The sequence below is a fragment of the Collinsella sp. An7 genome, assembly GCF_002159335.1.
Taxonomy (GTDB): domain Bacteria; phylum Actinomycetota; class Coriobacteriia; order Coriobacteriales; family Coriobacteriaceae; genus Coprousia.
Genome location: NZ_NFHP01000003.1, coordinates 78,013 through 97,444 on the forward strand (window position 1 = coordinate 78,013; position 19,432 = coordinate 97,444).

General features: G+C 64.5%; 14 protein-coding genes. 13 read left to right on the forward strand and 1 reads right to left on the reverse strand.

Annotated elements, in window-relative coordinates:
- Positions 1–72: 72 nt before the first annotated feature.
- On the reverse strand, positions 73–1,470 hold the full coding sequence (locus B5G20_RS04215) for an MATE family efflux transporter (RefSeq protein WP_087355377.1): 1,398 nt from the start codon (positions 1,468–1,470) through the stop codon (positions 73–75).
- Between the two features lie 244 nt (positions 1,471–1,714).
- Here B5G20_RS04215 and ftsH point away from each other — a divergent pair, with 244 nt between their 5' ends.
- The 13 genes from ftsH to B5G20_RS04280 all read left to right on the forward strand — a co-directional run bounded on the left by ftsH (position 1,715) and on the right by B5G20_RS04280 (position 19,240).
- Entirely contained in the window at positions 1,715–3,610 is a 1,896-nt protein-coding gene (ftsH, locus tag B5G20_RS04220) for an ATP-dependent zinc metalloprotease FtsH (protein WP_204207645.1), read from the forward strand.
- Positions 3,611–4,219: 609 nt separating this feature from the next.
- Positions 4,220–5,962, forward strand: a complete 1,743-nt coding sequence (locus B5G20_RS04225) for a hypothetical protein (RefSeq protein WP_158094391.1) — start codon at positions 4,220–4,222, stop codon at positions 5,960–5,962.
- A gap of 411 nt (positions 5,963–6,373) precedes the next feature.
- Positions 6,374–7,402 (forward strand): NYN domain-containing protein, encoded by a 1,029-nt coding sequence (locus tag B5G20_RS04230; protein ID WP_087355383.1) that lies wholly within the window; start codon positions 6,374–6,376, stop codon positions 7,400–7,402.
- A 165-nt stretch (positions 7,403–7,567) separates the two neighbouring features.
- Positions 7,568–8,122 (forward strand): peptidylprolyl isomerase, encoded by a 555-nt coding sequence (locus tag B5G20_RS04235; protein ID WP_087355385.1) that lies wholly within the window; start codon positions 7,568–7,570, stop codon positions 8,120–8,122.
- Between the two features lie 3 nt (positions 8,123–8,125).
- Entirely contained in the window at positions 8,126–9,553 is a 1,428-nt protein-coding gene (locus B5G20_RS04240) for a tetratricopeptide repeat protein (RefSeq protein WP_087355387.1), read from the forward strand.
- Positions 9,554–9,696: 143 nt separating this feature from the next.
- The gene (locus B5G20_RS04245; RefSeq protein WP_087355801.1) at positions 9,697–10,722 is read left to right on the forward strand and encodes a rod shape-determining protein; all 1,026 of its coding nucleotides are present in this window, start codon (positions 9,697–9,699) and stop codon (positions 10,720–10,722) included.
- 82 nt (positions 10,723–10,804) lie between these two features.
- Positions 10,805–11,722, forward strand: coding sequence for a rod shape-determining protein MreC (gene mreC / locus B5G20_RS04250; protein ID WP_343283989.1), 918 nt, complete (start codon positions 10,805–10,807; stop codon positions 11,720–11,722).
- A gap of 1 nt (position 11,723) precedes the next feature.
- The gene (locus tag B5G20_RS04255; RefSeq protein WP_087355390.1) at positions 11,724–12,278 is read left to right on the forward strand and encodes a hypothetical protein; all 555 of its coding nucleotides are present in this window, start codon (positions 11,724–11,726) and stop codon (positions 12,276–12,278) included.
- A gap of 10 nt (positions 12,279–12,288) precedes the next feature.
- Positions 12,289–14,355 carry a penicillin-binding protein 2 gene (gene mrdA, locus B5G20_RS04260; protein ID WP_087355391.1) on the forward strand — a complete coding sequence of 689 codons (2,067 nt, stop codon included), beginning with the start codon at positions 12,289–12,291 and terminating at the stop codon, positions 14,353–14,355.
- Positions 14,356–14,367: 12 nt separating this feature from the next.
- A complete protein-coding gene (locus B5G20_RS04265; protein ID WP_087355393.1) occupies positions 14,368–15,573 on the forward strand; it encodes an FtsW/RodA/SpoVE family cell cycle protein in 1,206 nt (401 codons plus the stop codon).
- A 30-nt stretch (positions 15,574–15,603) separates the two neighbouring features.
- On the forward strand, positions 15,604–16,596 hold the full coding sequence (locus B5G20_RS04270; RefSeq protein ID WP_204207646.1) for a hypothetical protein: 993 nt from the start codon (positions 15,604–15,606) through the stop codon (positions 16,594–16,596).
- 2 nt (positions 16,597–16,598) lie between these two features.
- Positions 16,599–18,476: a TIGR03960 family B12-binding radical SAM protein gene (locus tag B5G20_RS04275; RefSeq protein WP_087355395.1), complete on the forward strand. Its 1,878-nt coding sequence runs from the start codon at positions 16,599–16,601 to the stop codon at positions 18,474–18,476.
- Positions 18,476–19,240 carry a TIGR03936 family radical SAM-associated protein gene (locus tag B5G20_RS04280; RefSeq protein WP_087355397.1) on the forward strand — a complete coding sequence of 255 codons (765 nt, stop codon included), beginning with the start codon at positions 18,476–18,478 and terminating at the stop codon, positions 19,238–19,240. Before B5G20_RS04275 ends, B5G20_RS04280 begins: the two co-directional genes overlap by 1 nt.
- Positions 19,241–19,432 lie beyond the last annotated feature (192 nt).

Below are 19,432 nucleotides of genomic sequence, written 5' to 3' on the forward strand. Positions count from 1 at the left end.
AGAGAAGCCCCTCGTCTCATGTGCTGAGGTGAGGTGCTTCTCTCTGTCTGGGACGGGCGACGTCAACACCCTCTAGATGTTGAGGGCCCGATGCGAGTCGGCTTCCAGCTTGGCGGCCCGCTGCTCGGCATGGCGCAGCCAGTGACCCCAGTGGTGGTAGGCCACAAAGAGCGCGGCGGTGAGGATCCACGTTACGGGGTAGACCAGAAGCATCGTCTCGATGGTGTGATGGAGGGGTACCACCGCGAGGAGCCAAATCACCCTAAAGACAACCGTTCCCAAGATGGTAAGGAGCATCGGACGGAAGCTCTCACCCGACCCGCGGATGGCGCCCGAGGTGTTGTCCACAATGGAGTAGAAAACGTAGAACGGCGCGATAAAGTGGATCATCGTGGTGGTGTAGGCCGTTACGTGGGTGTCGTCGATAAAGATGCGCGAGAGCGGTCCCACAAAGACCACGAGGAGGGCCGAGAGGCTGCCCACAAGCACCACGGTGATGACGAGCGAGGTGTGGTAGCCGCGGCGCATGCGCGCGTAGTCGCGAGCGCCGAAGTTCTGTGCGGCAAAGGTCGTCATGGACACACCGAGCGCCTCCGTGACCATCCACACGATGGCGTCGAGCCTGGTCGAGAGGCCCCACCCCGTTACGGCGTCGGTACCAAAGGTGTTGACCGTCGACTGCAGGATAATGTTGGAGACCGAGTAGACCGAAGACTGAATCCCCAGCGGCAGACCGGTGGCGAGCATGCTTTTACAGATGCGCCCGTCAATTCCAAGCCGGCTGAGCTCGAGCCGCCATGCACCGGGTGCCCGCATGAGGCGCGCGGTGATGAGCGCAGCGTTGATGCAGAGGGTGGTTGCGGTGGCGATGCCGCAGCCCATGGCCTCGAGCCTGAGAATCGCCACGAGCAGGTAGTCGAGCACGGCGTTGATGAGGCAGCCGCTCGCGATGATGAGGGCCGGGGTGCGGGTGTCGCCCACCGAGCGCAGAAGCGCCGAGCCCATATTGAGCACAAGCGAGAAGACCATGCCGGCCGCGTAGTAGCGCGCGTAGGGTACGGCCTCGGCCATGAGCTCGCCCGGTGTGCCCATGAGGGTGAGGATGTGCGGGATAAAGACCACGCCTGCCACCGAGATGACGAGCCCCATCGCGAGCGCGAGCGTCATGGCGGTGTGGATGGCGCGCGAGAGGCGCTCGTCGTCGTGGCTGCCAAAGAACTGCCCCGAGATCACGGCGCATCCTGCGCCCACGCCCACTGAGAAGCCGACCGCAAGCTCAAAGAGCGATGCGGTGGCCTGCACGCCGCCGAGCGCGAGCTTGCCGCCAAACTGCCCCAAGATGAACGTGTTGATGAGCGCATGCGCCTGCTGAAAGAACGAACTGAAGAAGATGGGCACGCACAAGACAAGCAATTGCCGCCAGATAACCCCGTGCGTCACGTCGAGCGATTGTCCGTTCTCCCGTGCCATATGCCCCCCGTTCCGTGTCCACACACCCGTGCAGCCGCGAACATTCTACGAGGGGGTGCTCTTTGATACAAGGCCGGGGGCAAGCGTTCGCTTTGCTTGCGAGCCACCTGCCGGCGCTTTTGTCTTGGCTTTGCTGGTTGCACCGCTCGGCTACGGGGTCGTTATCGCGCTCAGGTGCCGTGACTAGCTCCCGGGCTCTGGGGTATCCTGAGGTCATTGCATCGGCAGAAACGGAGTATCTACCATGGAGATGGATGACCACAAGCGTAGACGGAACATGATCCTCTACGTGATCATCGCGATGGCGATCTATCTGGTCCTGAGCACGCTGCTGTTCCCCAACCTCGGGCAGCACGTGCAGATTTCGCAGGTGAGCTACACCCAGCTGCTCAAGGACCTCGAGGACAAGAAGGTCGATACGGTGCAGTACACCACCGACGACGCCTCGGTGGTCTACACGCGCAAGGGTGACGACGAGGGCATCGCCTACGAGACCACGGCTATGCCGACCGACGCGCAGCTCACCGACCGCATCAACGATGCGGGCGCCACGCTCGACGTCGTGGTTCCGAGCAACGACTCCAACATGCTGCTCTATTTCCTCATCTACTTCAGCCCCATCCTCATCTTCCTGCTCTTTGGCTGGTGGCTGAACCGCAAGATGAAGAAGTCGATGGGCGACGACGGCCCGTCGATGAACTTCGGCGGCGGTTTTGGCGGCATGGGCGGGGGCCTCGGCAAGAGCGGTGCGCGTATCGTGGCGTCTAAGGATGTGGGCGTGACCTTTAAAGATGTCGCGGGCCAGGAGGAGGCCAAGGAGTCGCTCAAGGAGGTCGTGGACTTCCTCGAGAACCCCAAGCGCTACGAGGACATCGGTGCGCGCCTGCCTCGCGGCGCCCTTCTGGTGGGACCTCCGGGTACCGGCAAGACGCTCCTTGCCAAGGCCGTTGCCGGCGAGGCCGGCGTGCCGTTCTTCTCCATCTCGGGCTCGGAGTTTGTCGAGATGTTCGTGGGCCGCGGTGCCGCCAAGGTGCGCGACCTCTTTAAGCAGGCCAACGAGAAGGCCCCCTGCATTGTCTTCATCGACGAGATCGACGCCGTGGGCAAGCGCCGCGACGCCGGGCTCTCCACCAACGACGAGCGCGAGCAGACCCTGAACCAGCTCCTCACCGAAATGGACGGCTTTGACAACCATAAGGGCATCGTGGTGCTCGCCGCCACCAACCGCCCCGACTCGCTCGACCCCGCACTCCTCCGTCCCGGTCGCTTTGACCGGCGCATTCCCGTCGAGCTGCCCGACCTTGCCGGGCGCAAGGCCATACTTGAGCTCCACGCCAAGGACGTCAAGACGCAGCCGCCGATTGACCTCACCGCCATCGCGCGCGCCACGCCGGGTGCTTCGGGCGCCGACCTCTCCAACATCATCAACGAGGGTGCGCTCCGCGCCGTGCGCATGGGCCGTGCGCGCGCCACGCAGGAGGACTTTGAGGAGTCGGTGGAGGTCGTCATCGCCGGTCAGCAGCGTAAGTCGACCATCCTCTCCGATCACGAGAAGCAGGTCGTCTCGTACCACGAGATCGGTCACGCCATCGTTGCGGCCAGCATGAAGGAAGGGGCGCCGGTCACCAAGATCACCATCGTGCCGCGCACCTCGGGCGCGCTCGGCTACACGATGCAGGTCGAGGAGGACGAGAAGTTCCTCACCACCAAGCAGGAGGTGCTCGACAAGCTCGCGGTCTACTGCGGTGGCCGCGCGGCAGAGGAGCTCATCTTTGGCGAGATGACCACCGGCGCTGCCAACGATATCGAGCAGGCGACCAAGCTTGCGCGCAACATGATCACGCGCTTTGGTATGTCCGAGGAGTTTGGCATGATGGCGCTCGGCACGGTGCAGAACGCCTACCTCAACCAGGACACCTCGCTCACCTGCGCACCCGGCACCGCCGAGCGCGTGGACGACGCCGTGCTTAAGGTGATTGAGCAGGCGCACGCGCGGGCGCTTCAGGTGCTCAAGGAGAACAAGTTCAAGCTCCACGAGCTTGCACGGTACCTCTACAAGAAGGAGACCATCACCGGCGAGGAGTTCATGACCCTACTGAAGCGCGAGAACCCGCTCATGCCGCCTAAGCCGACGGCGTAGGGGGACTGACCTGTAGGGTTGGGGCCGCCGGGTGCCACCTCCGGAGACGAGCGCTTCGCTCGTTACACGATCGTCTCCGAAGGTGGCACCCAGCGGCCCCTTCTGGTTGAACGATTCCTCGGGCCGGCGGAGGCGGAAATCGGGGTTCTCAGAGTGCTGGACGACCTCCACTTGCAGCCGGGGAGTTGGCTGGGGCGGGCGTTGGGGTGCGCGGGGCGTGGCCCGTGGTTGTGGGGGAGACGGCGCTCGTCGCTCGCGCCTCCGGCGCTTGCGCTACTGTGGAGCTCGCGCGTGTTCCGGGTTGTGAGGGTTTCCGACCTGGGCGCTTGCGCCTTCGGCGCTCGCGCGGTGGTGGGACGGCGCCCCTTCCCTTGTTGATGGTGTGACTGAACTCCTTCGCTTGCGCCTTCGGCGCTCGCGCCTCTTTGGGGGTAGCGTCCTGTTCTCGGTTGTAACGGTTGCTGAGCTGTTTGCTTGCGCCGTTGGCGCTCGCGCTACTTTGGGAACATGGGCGCCTTGTTCTTGATGCTTCTTCCTTCGTCCCTGTATGGTGGGATACCATGAGGGCTGGTTCTCGCGATCTTCTCGCAACGGGTGAGGGAGGTTCGAGTGGGTGAGACTCTAGCCGTCCCATCGGCACATGATGAGCGTTGGTATCGTCGGGGCTCTTGGGTTGTTGTCTGCCTCGTTGTACTGCTCTTGGTGGCCGGAGCGTTGCATGGGCAGATTTGGTTTGATGAGAGCTATTCGGTTGCCCTTGCTCGGGAATCGCTTGCGGATATCTGGCGCATCGGGGCGGCCGATGTGCATCCGGTGCTGTATTACGTGGCGCTCCATGGACTCTATTTGATCTTTGGCGAGAACCTGGTGGTCTATCGGCTCTTTTCGTGCGCGGGGCTCGTTGCGGCGGTGATGCTGGGGCCTACGATCGTGCGGCGTGATTTTGGGGCGCGGGTTGGGTTCTGGTTTTCCCTGCTGGTGGGTTTTTGCCCCTATCTGCTTTACCTCGCAGAGCAGATTCGCATGTATTCGTGGACAATCGCCGCCATTGCCTATTGCCTTGTCATGGCCGTACGCGTGGCGAGCGCTGGCGCATCAGCCTCGCGGGCATCGTGGGCGGGGCTTGTGGCGTCAAGCTATCTTGCCGCCTGTCTGCACTATTACGGTGCCCTTACCGCGGCGGCACTCATGGTGGGCGTGCTTGTAGTGCTAGTGTTGCGCCGCGACCGTCTTGCTATCCGGCGACTTCTCGTCCTTTCGGCCTTGGAACTTGCGCTTTACCTGCCCCTTGCGCTCGTTCTGGTGCGCCAGGCGGGTTCGGTTTCGGGCGGGTTCTGGATCTCTTTCTCGCTGCCACGGACTATTTTTGAGCTTATCTGGTACCCCCTGCTCCCCGAGAGCATCTTGTCATGGTTGCGAACCCTGCCTACGCTTCCACGCTGCTCGGTGGAGTGGGGGCTTGTGGCGCTTGCGGTGGGTGGCGCATTTGCTGCGGCGTGGGCCTACGTTCGGTATCGGGCTGCGGGTAATACGTCCCCCACAGCTTGGAGGGACGCTCTCGCCAATCCGTCGCGCGTGGCAGTCTATCTCGGTGTCTTTGCCTATCTAGCGGTTCTCGCGCTCGGGGCTATCGCGTCTGCGGCGCTCGGCACGATGGTTCTCTACTATCGCTACCTTGCCATTGCGCTTGTCTGCCCCGCGCTCTCGCTTGCGGTGGTGCTTGGGGCGAACCCAGAGCGTTGCGCTACTTGGGGGAAGGCGCATGAGGCCCCTGCCCGGCGGTTCCAAATCGCTCTCGTCGCCGTGCTCGTGATGTGCGCGCTCGTGACGTTTACGCACGATGCGGTGAGCGCCTACGACCCGGCAAATGGGTGCGCCCTCGATACGGTCCGAGATGCCGCTGAGGCGGAAGGGGAGGGCGAGGTCCTTCCCGTCGTCAGCGCGCACATCACCGTGGGCGGCGTGCTCGCGGTCTCGGCCCCCGATGTGCCCCAGCTCTACCTCAACGAGCTTTTGCCCATGTGGGGCAAGGCGTACGAGGTGTATGTGCCTCCGCTCAGGAATATCGAGCACATTACGGACGGCGCGTCGGAGCTTGAGGATGGCTTTATCTTCGTCTGCAAACCGGAGCCCGAGGAGCTCGCCGCCGCGGCAGATTCGGGCGATACCGGTGCGAGTGCGCTGGATAACGCAAGAGTTGCAGCGGGCGATTCGGATCGGGTGGTGCCGGACCTGCTGCGCAAGCTCGCAAAGCTCCCCGGGGTCACGGTGGACGAAGTGATCTACGTAGACCGGCCCTATGAGGGGACGTACTATGCCGTTGCGCGTTGCTCGTACCATCCCGGTGCATAATTCTTGGGGTGCTAGCGCCTCTTTGCATTCGGGCCACTGGCTCGAGCTTCGGATGGCCTGTTCCAGGGGGTCAGTATCAAAACTTCGCGTCAAGGTAAGGATGGAATCGGCCCCTCTCACGTAGACCGGCACCATGGCTCGACGTTTTCGCAGGTAGAGAGCGCAACATATTTCGCTATACTCGGCATGCACCCATTTCCATCCTTACCTTGGCGCGAAGTTTTTATCTCTGACCCCTCATGCGCGGTGCGATTCGTCCGCGCGCGAGCCCGTTGTCGCCGCGCCGTCAACTTCCCCGCAAGTCCCGTGCGATGCGGTTCTGTCCCGGCCTCATGCGTCGCCGTATCGCCTTGGATCAACGCTTCGGGCGAGTGGGTACAATGACCGAGATATTCCAAAGAAAGAGGTTTCATGGCTTCCACCTTAGAGCGCGACCTGCGCTTTGCGATTCTCATCGACGCGGATAACATTGCGCCGAAGTACATCAAGATCATCCTCGACGAGGTCTCGAACCTCGGCATCGCCACGTATAAACGCATCTACGGCGACTGGACGAGCCAGCGCCTGATGTCGTGGAAGGGCGTGCTGCTCGAGAACTCCATCATCCCTATGCAGCAGTACAGCTACACCTACGGCAAGAGCTCGACCGATTCGGCCATGATCATCGACGCGATGGACATCCTCTATTCGGGCCACGTTGACGGGTTTGCCATCGTGAGCTCCGACTCCGATTTCACGCGGCTCGCTGCCCGTCTGCGCGAGAGCGGCATGCAGGTGATCGGTATGGGCGAGCAGAAGACGCCCGAGCCCTTTATCTCTGCGTGCAACCAGTTTAAGTACCTCGACCTGCTCTATGCCGCCCGCAAGGCAGAGGAGGCCGACGCGGACGATACGGATGCCGACGATGCATCGGAGGCTTCGGCTCAAAAGCAGAAGCGCCGCAAGAAGACCGTCAAAAAACGCGAACGGCAGGGGATCGCGGCGAACGCTGACGAGAGCGCAGAGGAGCCCGAGCCGGAGAGCGACGCCTCCGATCTGGCTCAGGCGGAAGATTCATCAGCGCCCGAGGTTTCCGAGCAGCGCCCGCGGCGCCGCCCCGGGGATGCGGGCGGAGAGGCGCGTGCGACGGAGGAGACCCAGGCAACCGCGGAGGTCATCGACTTTGCCGAGATGAGCCGCGCTGCCCGTCGCAACCACATGAAGCGCATTCGAACGACGGTCAACGCCATCATCGATAAGTTCTCAGACGACGAGGGATGGGTTGCACTCGGGCGCGTGGGCGATGAGCTCTCCAAGCGCCTGCCCGATTTTGACGTGCGCAACTACGGCTTTAAGAAGCTCAGGCCGTTCTTAAAGTCGCTCGGCGTCTATGAGTTTGACGAGCCCGACGCCGCTTCCGGCCAGCGCCAGATCTATCTCCGCCTGCGCGAGGAGGATTAAGGCGCCGCGCCCGGCTATCGCGGCCTCCTCTGGTGGCGGCGATGAGTCTGGACGCGGGAGCCGTTGTGTTCCCCGCAGGCCCTGCGCCTGCGTGCGCACTTGGTGAACATCCTTGGTTCTTGCTAAAATAGCGAGCGTACACGTACCGTTACGGGGAGGATTCGCATGTTCGGCTTTACCCCAGACCTGTATACACCGACCTATGAGCTTACGGGCGACGAGGAGGCGGTCATCGAGACCAGCAAGGGCACCATTCGCGTGCGCCTCGACGCCGAGGGTGCGCCCATCCATGTGGCGAACTTCTGCGAACTCGCCACGATGGGCTTCTACGACGGGTTGAAGTTTCACCGCTACGTTCCGGGCTTTGTTATCCAGGGCGGGTGCCCTAACACGCGCGACATGACGCCCGAAGAGGTCGCCGCCGGTCGTCCCGGTCCGGACGGCATGCCCGGCACGGGTGGCCCGGGTTATCGCATCAAGGCTGAGTTTGCCACCAATCCGCGCAACAGTCATGTGGACGGCGCGCTCGCCATGGCACGCTCGCAGCATCCCGATTCGGCGGGGTCGCAGTTCTACTTCTGCCTTGGCCCGCAGCACAACCTCGACTCCGGGTACACGGTTTTTGGCACCACGGTTGAGGGCATCGAGGTCGAGCGTGAGCTTCGTGCCGGCGACGAGATCGTGCATGTCGAGATCGTCCATTCCAACAAAGGGGAGTAACTCATGAACGCACAGTATCTCGATCAAGCCCGCTCTGCCTACCGCGCGGGCGATTTCTCCGCCGCGGCGCAGATGTTCGCCGCCGCGAAGGACCCCTCCGAGATTGCGGGCGAGGTGGACCACCTCCGCGGCAACGCGCTCATGAAGCTCGGCCTGTGGAACGAGGCCGCCGAGGCCTACAACCAGGCTCTCGCCGACACCGCTTACGGCAAGCGCGGCGCCCTGTACACCAACCTCGGTAAGGCCTATGCCGCCTCCGGTAGCCTCGACGCCGCTGCCGAGAGCTTCCGCGAGGCCGTGCGCGACACGACCTACGCCACGCCCTACAAGGCCTACCTCGGTCTTGGCAACGCGCTCCTTGCGCAGGGCAACATCGTCGAGGCTGGTACTGCCTTCCGTCAGGCTGCCATCGACGCTGCCAACCCCGCCCCCGCTATGGCCCTCTCCGAGCTCGCCGGCTGCTTCATCAAGCTCGGGCGTCCCGGCGACGCTGTCGAGACCTATCGCACCGCGCTCGACTTTGCCGGTCCGCGCGACGACACGCGTGCGATCAACGCCGGCCTCGGCGAGGCCCTCTTTGCGCAGAACCGTCCCGCCGACGCCGTCGACGCGTTTACCACCGCCACCTCTGACGGCATCTACCAGCTCACGCCGGAGCAGCAGACGGCCTTTCAGCAGGCACAGGATGCACTCGATGCCCTTTCGGCCCAGCGCGCGATGGCGCCCGCCGGTGCGACGGCCTCGGCTCCCGTCGACCCGCTCGACCCTCTGGGCAAGTCGGGCGCGCTCATGCCCGATCCCTCTGATACCGGCTTCTTTGACATGAGCGAGGCTGAGCTTATCCAGCAGGATCGCCAGGAGGTCAAGGTGCGCCGCAAGAAGCGCCACACGGGCCTCAAGGTCTTCCTCGTGCTGATCGTGGTGCTTATTCTGGCAGCGGGCGGTCTGGGCTTTGCCTATACGCGCGGCCTGGGCTTCCCCTCGCAGCAGGACGCCCTCACCGGGCTCTTTAACGCTGTGACCGACGGTACCGATGCGAGCGCCTACCTCGCCCCCAACCTCGACGACAGCGCCCGCTCACTCATTGAGTCCACGGTCCCTGAGGGCGCCACGCCCACCATCACCGCGATGGATCAGTCGATGACCTCCTCCACAGCTGAGGTTGAGGTGCAGCTCTCGCTCGGTGGCACGCAGACCTATAAGGTTGAGTTCGTCCGCTCCGCCAACTACATCGGCTGGGCCGTCGCCTCGATCGAGATCGACTTTAGCGGTTCCAACAACGTGACCGACGGTTCTGACACCACGGACGACAGCGCGGCCGCTACGGACGATGCCGCTACCGACGCGGATGCCGCCCCGGCTGACGGTGCCGACGCTGCTGGCACCGACGGGGCGGCAACGGACGCCTCGACCGAGGCGGATGCCGCCTAGTATGGGCTTTTTGAAGTAAGGCCGCGCCCGGTCTGAGCGGGTGCGGCCTTTGCTCTACACTAGCCCAGAGACGCCCCTCGCGGGGTGCCCACGCACATTGATTCGCGAGCTTCTGGGGAGCTGCTTTGTTTTCTCTGACGGATATGCTTTTTGGCCAGTATGCCGGCGACCTCGCCATCGACCTCGGCACCGCCAACACGCTGGTCTCGGTCCGCGGCAAGGGCATCGTCATTCGCGAGCCCTCCGTGGTTGCCATCGATAAGAACGACGAGCGCATCCTTGCCGTGGGCATCGAGGCCAAGCGCATGCTCGGCCGCACCCCCGGCAACATCGTCGCCGTGCGCCCCCTCAAAGACGGCGTCATCGCCGACTTCGACGTCACCGAGGCGATGCTGCGCTACTTTATCGATAAGGCGAGCGAGAAGCGCTATCCCTGGACGCCGCGCCCCCGCGTGGTGGTCTGCGTCCCCTCGGGCGTGACCTCGGTGGAGAAGCGCGCTGTCTTTGAGGCGACGATCTCTGCCGGTGCCCGCCAGGCCTACCTCATCGAGGAGCCCATGGCGGCGGCCATCGGCGCGGACCTGCCCGTCGAGGAACCCACGGGCTCGATGGTCATCGATATCGGCGGCGGCACCACCGAGGTCGCCGTTATCGCCATGGGCGGCATCGTGGTCTCGCGCTCCATCCGCGTGGCCGGTGATGAGTTTGACCAGTCGATTCTCTCGCACGTCCGTGACGCCTACAACCTTGCCATCGGCGAGCGCACGGCCGAGGACATCAAGATCAAAGTCGGCTCCGCCGTGCCCCTCAAAGACGAGCTCGACGTTGAGGTCAATGGCCGCGACGTTATCTCCGGTCTGCCCAAGACGGTGCGCATCGAGAGCGAGGAGATTCGCCGAGCGCTCCAGAAGCCGCTCGACGAGATGACCAAGGCGGTCAAGGACGCGCTCGACGCCACGCCGCCCGACCTCGCCTCCGACCTCATGTACTACGGTATCCTCCTCACCGGCGGCGGTGCGCTGCTCCGCGGGCTCGATGTACGCCTGCGCGACGAGACCGGCGTTGCCGTCAACGTGAGCCCCACCGCGCTCGACAACGTGGTCAACGGCTGCGCTCGCGTGCTCGAGGCCAACGCCTTTGACGGCGGCTTCGTGCAGAGCAACGCGTAAGGGAGGGTCGTAGCGCTTGCCGAAGTATCAGGGCTACTCCTCAAATTTGCATCCCAAACGACAGTCGACGGGTTTGCGCCCGTTGATTGTCCTGTCTATCGTGTCGGTCCTCCTGCTCACGTTCTATCTGCGTGAGGGGGATGCCGGCCCGATCCATACACTGCGCTCGGGCGTGACGACCGTCACCACGCCGGTGCGCCTTCTGGGCAGCGCCGTGGCGTCGCCCTTCAACGCGCTCGGCAACGTCTTTGGCAACCTCACCGCGTCGCGCGCGACCCTCGACGAGCTCGAGAAGGAGAACGCCGAGCTCACCGCGCGTGTGGCCGAGCTTTCTGAGGCCGAGGCCACTGCCCAGCGCCTCGAGGGCCTTCTGGGCCTGCAGTCCACCTATAACCTCCAGTCCACGGCTGCCCGTATCATCGGCCAGTCGTCCGACGCGTGGAGCCAGACCGTCACGATCGACAAGGGCTCTGCCGACGGGCTCGCCGTCAACATGCCGGTCGCCAACTCTGCCGGCGTGATTGGGCAGATCATCGAGGTTGCGCCCAACGCCGCCACCGTACGTCTGGTGACCGACGAGGCCTCGGGCATCTCGGCTATGGTGCAGGACACGCGTGCGCAGGGGATGGTCCAGGGTCAGCCCGACGGAACGCTCCGCATGGAATACGTATCGGTTGATTCGGACGTGCAGGAGGGCGACATCATCATCACCTCCGGCATCGGCGGGGTGTACCCCAAGGGCCTGCCGATCGGCACCGTCGCCTCCGTTTCCAAGGCGTCCAACGACACGTACTACACCATCATCGTCAACCCGGCCTCTCGAACCGAGAACAACGAGGAGGTCCTCGTGATCACCTCGCTCACCGAGGAGCAGACCGCGACCGATGACGAGGTCGCCTCGGCCAACGACGCTCCGCAGGGCACGGCTCGCACCGACAACGCCGCTTCTGATGGCAATGCCGACGCGGGCGCAGACACAGACGCTGGAGAGGGGGAGTAGCATGCCGCTCGATCATCGCGACACCGGCCGTGGACGGCGCTCGGTTGTTGTTGCCGGTCTCATCGCCTTCATCCTCCAGGTGGCGCTCGGCCCGCAGATCGCCCTTTTTGGCGGGCGTATCAACTTTATGGCGGCCTTCGCCTGCGCCGTGGCGCTCCAGGGCGAGGCGGGCCCCGCGGTTATCGCAGGGTTTATTTCGGGCCTTTGCTACGACCTTACCGCGGCCGTGCCCGTGGGCCTTATGACGCTTGTGCTCACCATCGGCTCGTTTGTGCTGGCGAGCATGTCCGCCGGGATGGGCGGTGGGCTCAGCGCGCGTTCGTTCCAACTTCTTGCGATCACCGTCGTTCTGGAATGTGTGATTTATGGGCTGGCGCTTGTGATCATGGGCATCGAGGGTAGCCTCCTTACGGGACTTCTGGTGCACGGCGTGGTAACGGGTGTGCTCTCGTCTGCGGTAGGGGCTCTCTTTGTACTAGGACTTGGAGGCGGCTCGAGCACGGGCCGCGGCTTCTCGGCGCGTGGCAAGGGGACGCGCTATAAATCGATCCGCTAGGAGCGAGCTCATGAATGCCCAGCTCATCGTTCTTATCGCGGGCCTCATCCTCTTGGTTGCGGTGGTTGGCTCGCTTATCTTTTTGCGGGGGTACTCCGGTAAGTACACCTACGACACCAAGACGGGCACGCGTCCGCGGGCGTCGGAGGGGGAGGGCAACACCCTCGGCGTAACCTATAAGGGGCGCTTCCGCCTACTCATGGCCGGCGTGGGCGCCATGTTCTCGGCGCTCGTGGTCAAGCTCTGGAGCATGCAGATGGTAAGCTCCGACTACTACGACACGCTTGCCCAGCAGAACCAGACCCGCACCGTGCGCACCTCGGCGCCCCGCGGCCGCATTCTCGACCGCAACGGTGTCGCGCTCGTCACCAACCGCCCCTCGCTTGCCGTCACCGCCTACCGCGACCTCGCCGACGACACCGTGCTCGTGCGGCACTTGGCAAACGTGCTCGGCATTCCCTACGTAGCCGCGCTCCGCAACATCCAGGACAACACCGAGGGCGCTCAAGCGCGCCATACCATCGCCACCGACGTGCGCCGCTCCACGGTTGCCTTTATCCAGGAGCACGCCGCCGACTTTGACGGCGTGGAGGTCGACGAGCGCACCGAGCGGCAGTACCCCTACGGCACGCTCGCCGCGCACGTGCTCGGCTATACGGGCACCATCACCCAAGAGCAACTCGATGCCCAGGAGAAGGACGAGGCGGACGATCCCGAGGCCGCCAACCGCATCACCTATAGCTCGGGCGACGTGGTGGGTCAGGCCGGTGTGGAGTACCAGTACGAGTCGCTCCTCCAGGGTATCAAGGGCGAGCAGGAGGTCACGGTTGACGCTACAGGCAACGTGACCGGCCAGAACTCCTCGGTGGAGGCGCGTGCCGGCTCGGATATTCGCCTCACGCTCGATGTGACGATTCAGCAGGCCTGCGAGCAGGGCCTTGCGCATGCGATCGAGGTTGCCCAGAACGCCGGGTACGAGAACGCGGGCGCCGGCGCGTGCGTGTGCATCGATCCCACCAACGGCGAGATCTTGGGCCTTGCGAGCGCGCCGTCCTTTGACCCGAGCGTCTTTGTGGGCGGCGTTTCCTCAGAGGTGTGGGGCCAGCTCAACAGCGAGGACAGCGGCACGCCGCTCCTTAACCGCGCTATCAACGGTCAGTACATGTCCGCTTCCACCATCAAGCCGCTCTCTGCCCTCGCCGGGTTGGAGTACGGTATCTACTCGAGCACCCGCACCACCAACTGCACCGGCTGGTGGACGGGCAACGGCGAGGCCAACGGCAAGGCCTGCTGGCTCACCACGGGCCACGGCACCATGACGCTGCAATCGGGTATCGCCAACTCCTGCGACCCGGTCTTCTACGACATCGGCCGCGACTTCTTCTACAACGACAAGAACCCCGAGGGGCTGCAGGAGATGTTTAGGCGCTGGGGCCTCGGCTCCAAGACGGGGGTCGACCTTCCGAGTGAGGCAGCGGGACGTGTGCCCGATGCCGCGTGGAAGGAGGAGTACTTCTCGAGCTGGCCGGCCGAGCAGCGCGCCTGGAACGCCGGCGATATGACCAACATCGTCATCGGCCAGGGCGACATTCTCGTCACCCCGTTGCAGATGGCCTGCGTCTATGCGGGTCTTGCCACGGGCGGTGTGGAGTACACCCCGCACATCCTCTACTCGGCCGTCTCGCGCGATGGCGAGGGCGACGCCTACCGTTACAACGGTACGGGCTCCAAGGAGCGGCTCACCGCCTCCATCAACAGCGATGCCGATCTTGCGCTCGTGCGCGGCGGACTGCACGACATGGTCTACTCCACCGACGCCGCCACGGCGGCGCACTTTAACAGCCTGCCCGTTGAGGTTGCCGCCAAGTCGGGTACCGGCCAGAAGACGGGTGAGGACGACTACGCGTGGTTCTGCGCCTATGCGCCCGCCGACGACCCCAAGTACGTCGTCGCCTGCGTGCTCGAGCAGGGCGGAGGCGGCTCCAGTACGGCCTTGCGCGCTGTGCGCGACGTGCTCGGCGCCATCTACAGCGCGCCGGACGACTCGTCCTCGGCCGGCAACAGCTCGGTGCGGTAGGGAGGAGCGTCTATGCCTGCAAGTTCGACAACGCGCGCCCAGGGGAGCCTTAAGCGCGTCAACCGCTCCATGAGTTCGGCCAAAGGGAGCTGGCGCTCCACCGTGCAGATGGGGGTGCTTGCCGCCTGGGTGGGGCTCATGGCCTTCGGCGCGCTCGTGGTGTGGTCGGCCTCGCTCACCATCGCCGACGCCTCCTTTCCGCGGCATCTCTTGGGCATGGGCCTTGGCATTATCTGCGCCATCGCTGTCTGGCGTACCGATCTGCGCAACCTCGCCAACATCTCGACGGTGCTCCTTGTGGCCGACATCGTCTGCATCTTTCTGCCCTTTGTGCCGGGCCTCTCGCATAACGCGCAGGGCATGACGGGTTGGATTCGCGTGCCGCTCATCGGCCTCACCTTCCAGCCGGTCGAGATCGCCAAGCTCCTCACCGTGTTCTTCATGGCGTCGCTCGGGGCGCAATACAACGGCAAGATCGACACGGTGCGCGATTACATCAAACTCTGTGCCATGCTCGCCGTGCCGTTTATCTGCATCATCATTCAGGGCGACTTGGGCAGCTCGCTCGTGGTCTTCTTCTCCGGGGCGATTGTGATCATGATGAGCGGGGCGCGCAAAGAGTGGGTGCTCTCGACCATCGCGCTCATCATCGGCCTCGTCTCGCTCATCTTGGCTACGGATTCGATCATCGACAGCGTCTTTGACGACTCGGTCTCGCTCATCAAGAACTATCAGATGAACCGCCTGCTCGTCTTCATCGACCCCGCGTCCGGGCAGAGCGACGAGGCGTATAACCTCCTGCAGTCGCTCATCGCGGTGGGTTCGGGCGGCTTTTTTGGCAAGGGCATCGGCAACGCCACGCAGTCGGGCTCGGGGTTTCTCCCCGAGGCGCATACCGACTTTGTCTTTGCCCTGCTCTCCGAGACCTTTGGCTTTGCCGGTGCGGTGCTCGTACTTGGCCTCTTTGCCCTGCTTATGCTCTCCACCATCCGCGTTGCGGTAAAGAGCGACAACCTCTTTCTCAGGCTCGTCTGCGTGGGGATCGTCGGCATGTGGATGTTCCAGATCTTTGAGAACATCGGCATGTGCATCGGCCTCATGCCCATCACGGGCATCCCACTGCCGTTTATCAGCTTTGGGTCATCTTCTATGATCGCCCAGTGCATCGCGGTAGGCATCGTGCAGTCGTGCTGGCGCTGCAGGAGCAAGGCCGCCTAGATTCGGGTAACCCTCAACGAAGGGAGCGATATGAAGATCCCCTGGGAACAGCTTCCCCTGAGCAGCTTTATCAAGGCCCTCAGGCTCGGTATGGATGCGACGCTCGAGTCCGATACGCCGGTGCGCGTGGCCGTCTACGTCGACGCTACCGCCCCGCACGGCATGGTGGCCGCGGTGCGCGATGCGTTTGTGCCTCAGACAACGTCCGCTCTCGTGCGCGTGGAGCGTCTTGCGGCCGACCCGGTGCCGCCCAAGGCCGATACCGACGTCGTGCTCGTACTGACCTCCGGGTCCGATGTGCTTGAGGATGCCGTTCAGCGCCTCGTAATCGGTGGCGCACCCGTCTGCGTGGTGGCCGAGTCGAGCGTTGAGGCGCCCTTTATCGAGGCTGACACGCCGCTCCTCGGGCTGATCTGCGCGAGCGACCCCGCGCATCTGCGCGACGCGCTCGCGCGGTGGATCCTCGACCGCACGGACAAGGACTCGGCCTTTGCCGCGAATTTCCCCTTTATGCGCGAGGCCGCTGCCAACCGCATCGTCACCACCACCGCGCTCGCCAACATGGCCACGGGCGTGCTCGTCTTTATGCCGGGTTCGAACTTCCCCGTGATGGCCTTTGCCGAGGCGGGGATGGCGCTCAAGCTCGCCTCGACCTATGGTTACCGCATGCGCCCCGAGCGCGGGTACGAGATCGCCGGCGTGCTTGTGTCGGGTCTGGTGCTCCGTGGCATCTCGCGCGCGGTTTGCGGTCAGGTCCCGCGTCTTGCCTTTGTGGTCAAGGGACTCATCGGTGGCTTTGGCACCTACGGGATGGGCATGGCGCTCGCAGCGCTCTATACGCGCGGGCTCGACTACGAGCGGATGAACGAGATTCTTGGAGAGGCGTTCTCGGGGGCGCGCACGGCCGTCCGCCGCGGTGCCACGGTGGCGCGGCAAGCGGCCGACGCCGCCTCGAACGCAGGCGCGGGGGCGGTCTCTGCTGTTGCCTCCGTCCGCTCCGCCGGGGCCGAGGGGAGGGCCTAATCGTGCGCGTTGCCTACGAGAATCGCTTTGCCGAGATCGAGCCGTTGCTGGCCAAGGTGGAGAAGCCGAGCCGCTATCTCAACCACGAGTGGGGCACCCGTTCCCACGCCGACGCCGACTACCGGGCATGCCTCATCTACCCCGACACCTATGAGGTCGGTCTGCCCAACCAGGGCATCGCCATTCTCTACGCGGCGCTCAACCAGGCCGCGGGTATCTCGTGCGAGCGCGGCTACATCCCGTGGGTTGACATGGCCGACGCCATGCGCGCGGCGCACGTGCCGCTGCTTTCGCTCGAGGGCGCGGCCCCCGTGGCATCCTTTGATATCGTGGGCTTTCACATCCCGCACGAGATGGCCGTGACCAACTTCCTTGAGGGGCTCGACCTCGCGGGCATTCCGCTTATGGCCGAGGACCGCGGCGAGGACGATCCCATTGTGGTTGCGGGCGGTCCCTCGGTCTACAACCCCGAGCCCTATGCCGCCTTCTTTGACGCCCTGCTCATCGGCGAGGGCGAGGAGTCGATCGTTGAGGTGTGCGAGCGCCACCGGGAGCTCCGCGATGCGGGGGCCTCGCGCGCCGAGATTCTCCGCGGGCTCGCTGAGGTGCCGGGAACCTACGTGCCCTCGCTCTACGAGGTCTCGCACGAGGAGCCGTGCACGCGCTGGGGCTACACCGTGCCCAAGCCGGGCTCCGGTGCGCCCGAGGTCATTTATAAGCGCGTCGCCACCAACTTTGGCGAGACCGATCCGCTTTCGCAGTCCATCGTGCCCTATACCGAGCTCGTGCACGACCGCCTCTCCGTCGAGGTGCTGCGCGGGTGCGCACGTGGCTGCCGCTTCTGCCAGGCGGGCATCACCTACCGTCCCGTTCGCGAACGCTCGGCCGACCAGGTGGTCTCCTCGGTGGTGCAGGGCCTTGCGCGCACGGGCTACGACGAGGTCTCGCTCACCTCGCTCTCCACGACCGACCACTCCGCCTGCAAGGAGATTCTCTCGCGCCTGAACCGAAGGCTCGAAGGCACGGGCATCTCGGTCTCGGTGCCCTCGCAGCGCCTCGATGCCTTTGGCGTTGAGATGGCGCTCGCCGTGGCGGGCGAGAAGAAGGGCGGGCTCACCTTTGCCCCCGAGGCGGGTAGCCAGCGCCTGCGCGACATCATCAACAAGAACGTCACCGAGGAGGACCTCGAGCGAGCCGTGCGGGCGGGCTTTGAGGCCGGCTGGCACCGCGTGAAGCTCTACTTCATGATGGGGCTCCCTGGCGAGACGGACGAGGACATTGTGGCCATCGCCGAGCTTGCCGACCGGGTGCTCGAGATCGGTCGCGAGGTGCTGCCCAAGGGCCAGCGCGGCGGCCTTTCGGTTTCGGTATCGGTGGCGGTCTTTATCCCCAAAGCGTGGACGCCCTTCCAGTGGTGCGCGCAGCTTGACGACGATGAGGTGCGCCGCCGCCAGCAGCTCCTTATCCACAGCGTGCGCAATAAGCAGGTACGTGTGCACTACCACGACGCAGCTACTTCGCTCATCGAGGCCGTCCTCTCGCGCGGCGGGCGCGATCTCGCCCCGGTGATATTGGGCGCATGGCAGCGTGGACAGCGCTTTGACGCGTGGACCGAGCACTTTGACCTTGCCCGGTGGGAGGAGGCCGCCCGTGCGTGCGGTATCGACCTGCGCGAGGTTGCCCACGAGACCTTCCCGCTCGAGGCGCGCCTGCCGTGGGAGCACACGAGCCCGGGCGTGTCGCGGGGCTTTTTGGAACGCGAGTGGCGTCGCTCCCTTGAGGGTAAGACGACGGCCGATTGCACACGCGAGAGCTGCACGGGCTGCGGGGTCTGCTCGACGCTCGACGCACAGAACGAGCTTATGGGGGTGCGTGTCTGATGCCGATCGAACCGACGCTCTTTCGTCTGCGTGTCCGCTACGTTAAGCAGGGGCGCCTGCGCTATCTCGGTCATTTGGAGGTTGCCCGCACCGTTGAGCGAAGCGTCCGCCGTGCCGGTCTGCCCTATGCGGTGACGCAGGGCTTCTCGCCGCACATGCGCGTGGCCTTTACCGCGGCTTTGCCGGTGGGGACGTCGAGCATCTGCGAGTGGTACGACTTGGTGCTCACCGAGTATGTGCCGGCTGACGAAGCCCTGGCGGGGCTGGTCGCGGCCACGCCTGCGGACCTTGCACCGCGGCAGGCGGGCTACGTCGACATGCGTGCCGAGACGCTGGGACTGCTCGTCACGCGCCAAGACTATCGGATCGACCTTTCCCTTACCGGGGTTCGCTCAGCCGCAGAGCTGCTTCCCGCCGCGCGCGCCGCACTCGATGGGCTTATTGCCGAGGGGACGATCCGTTACCTGCGCGGTCACAAGGAGAAGACGCTCGACCTCGCAGCGCTTCTGACTGAGGCCAAACTTGAGGCGCGTGCCGACGATGCTGGGTTTGTCCTTGAGCTCAAGACGCGCTCGAGCAATGCCGGATCACTCAGACCCGAGATTCTCCTCTCGGCCTGGGATGCGCGCTTTGGCGCAGGTGACTCCGACGAGCCGATCGTGTCGACAGGCATTCCGCACCTCGCCAACTTTGAGCGCGCCGAGGTGGAGCGCATAGATCAGTACGGCGAGGACGAATCCGGCAACCGCGTCGACCCGCTCTAACATCCTCGTTGCCGGTCTCCCGTGGGGTCGGGTGTCCCCTTGGGGGCGAGTCGCGAAGCGAGCCGAAGGCGCCGAACGCCCGGGGAACGCCCGGCTACCCCGACCTCGCCCAACCCCCGCAGCGGCATTCGCGGGCAAGTTGTGTGTATGCAGGGAATTTGCCGAGAATGGTCGTTGACGCGCGTGCGGCCG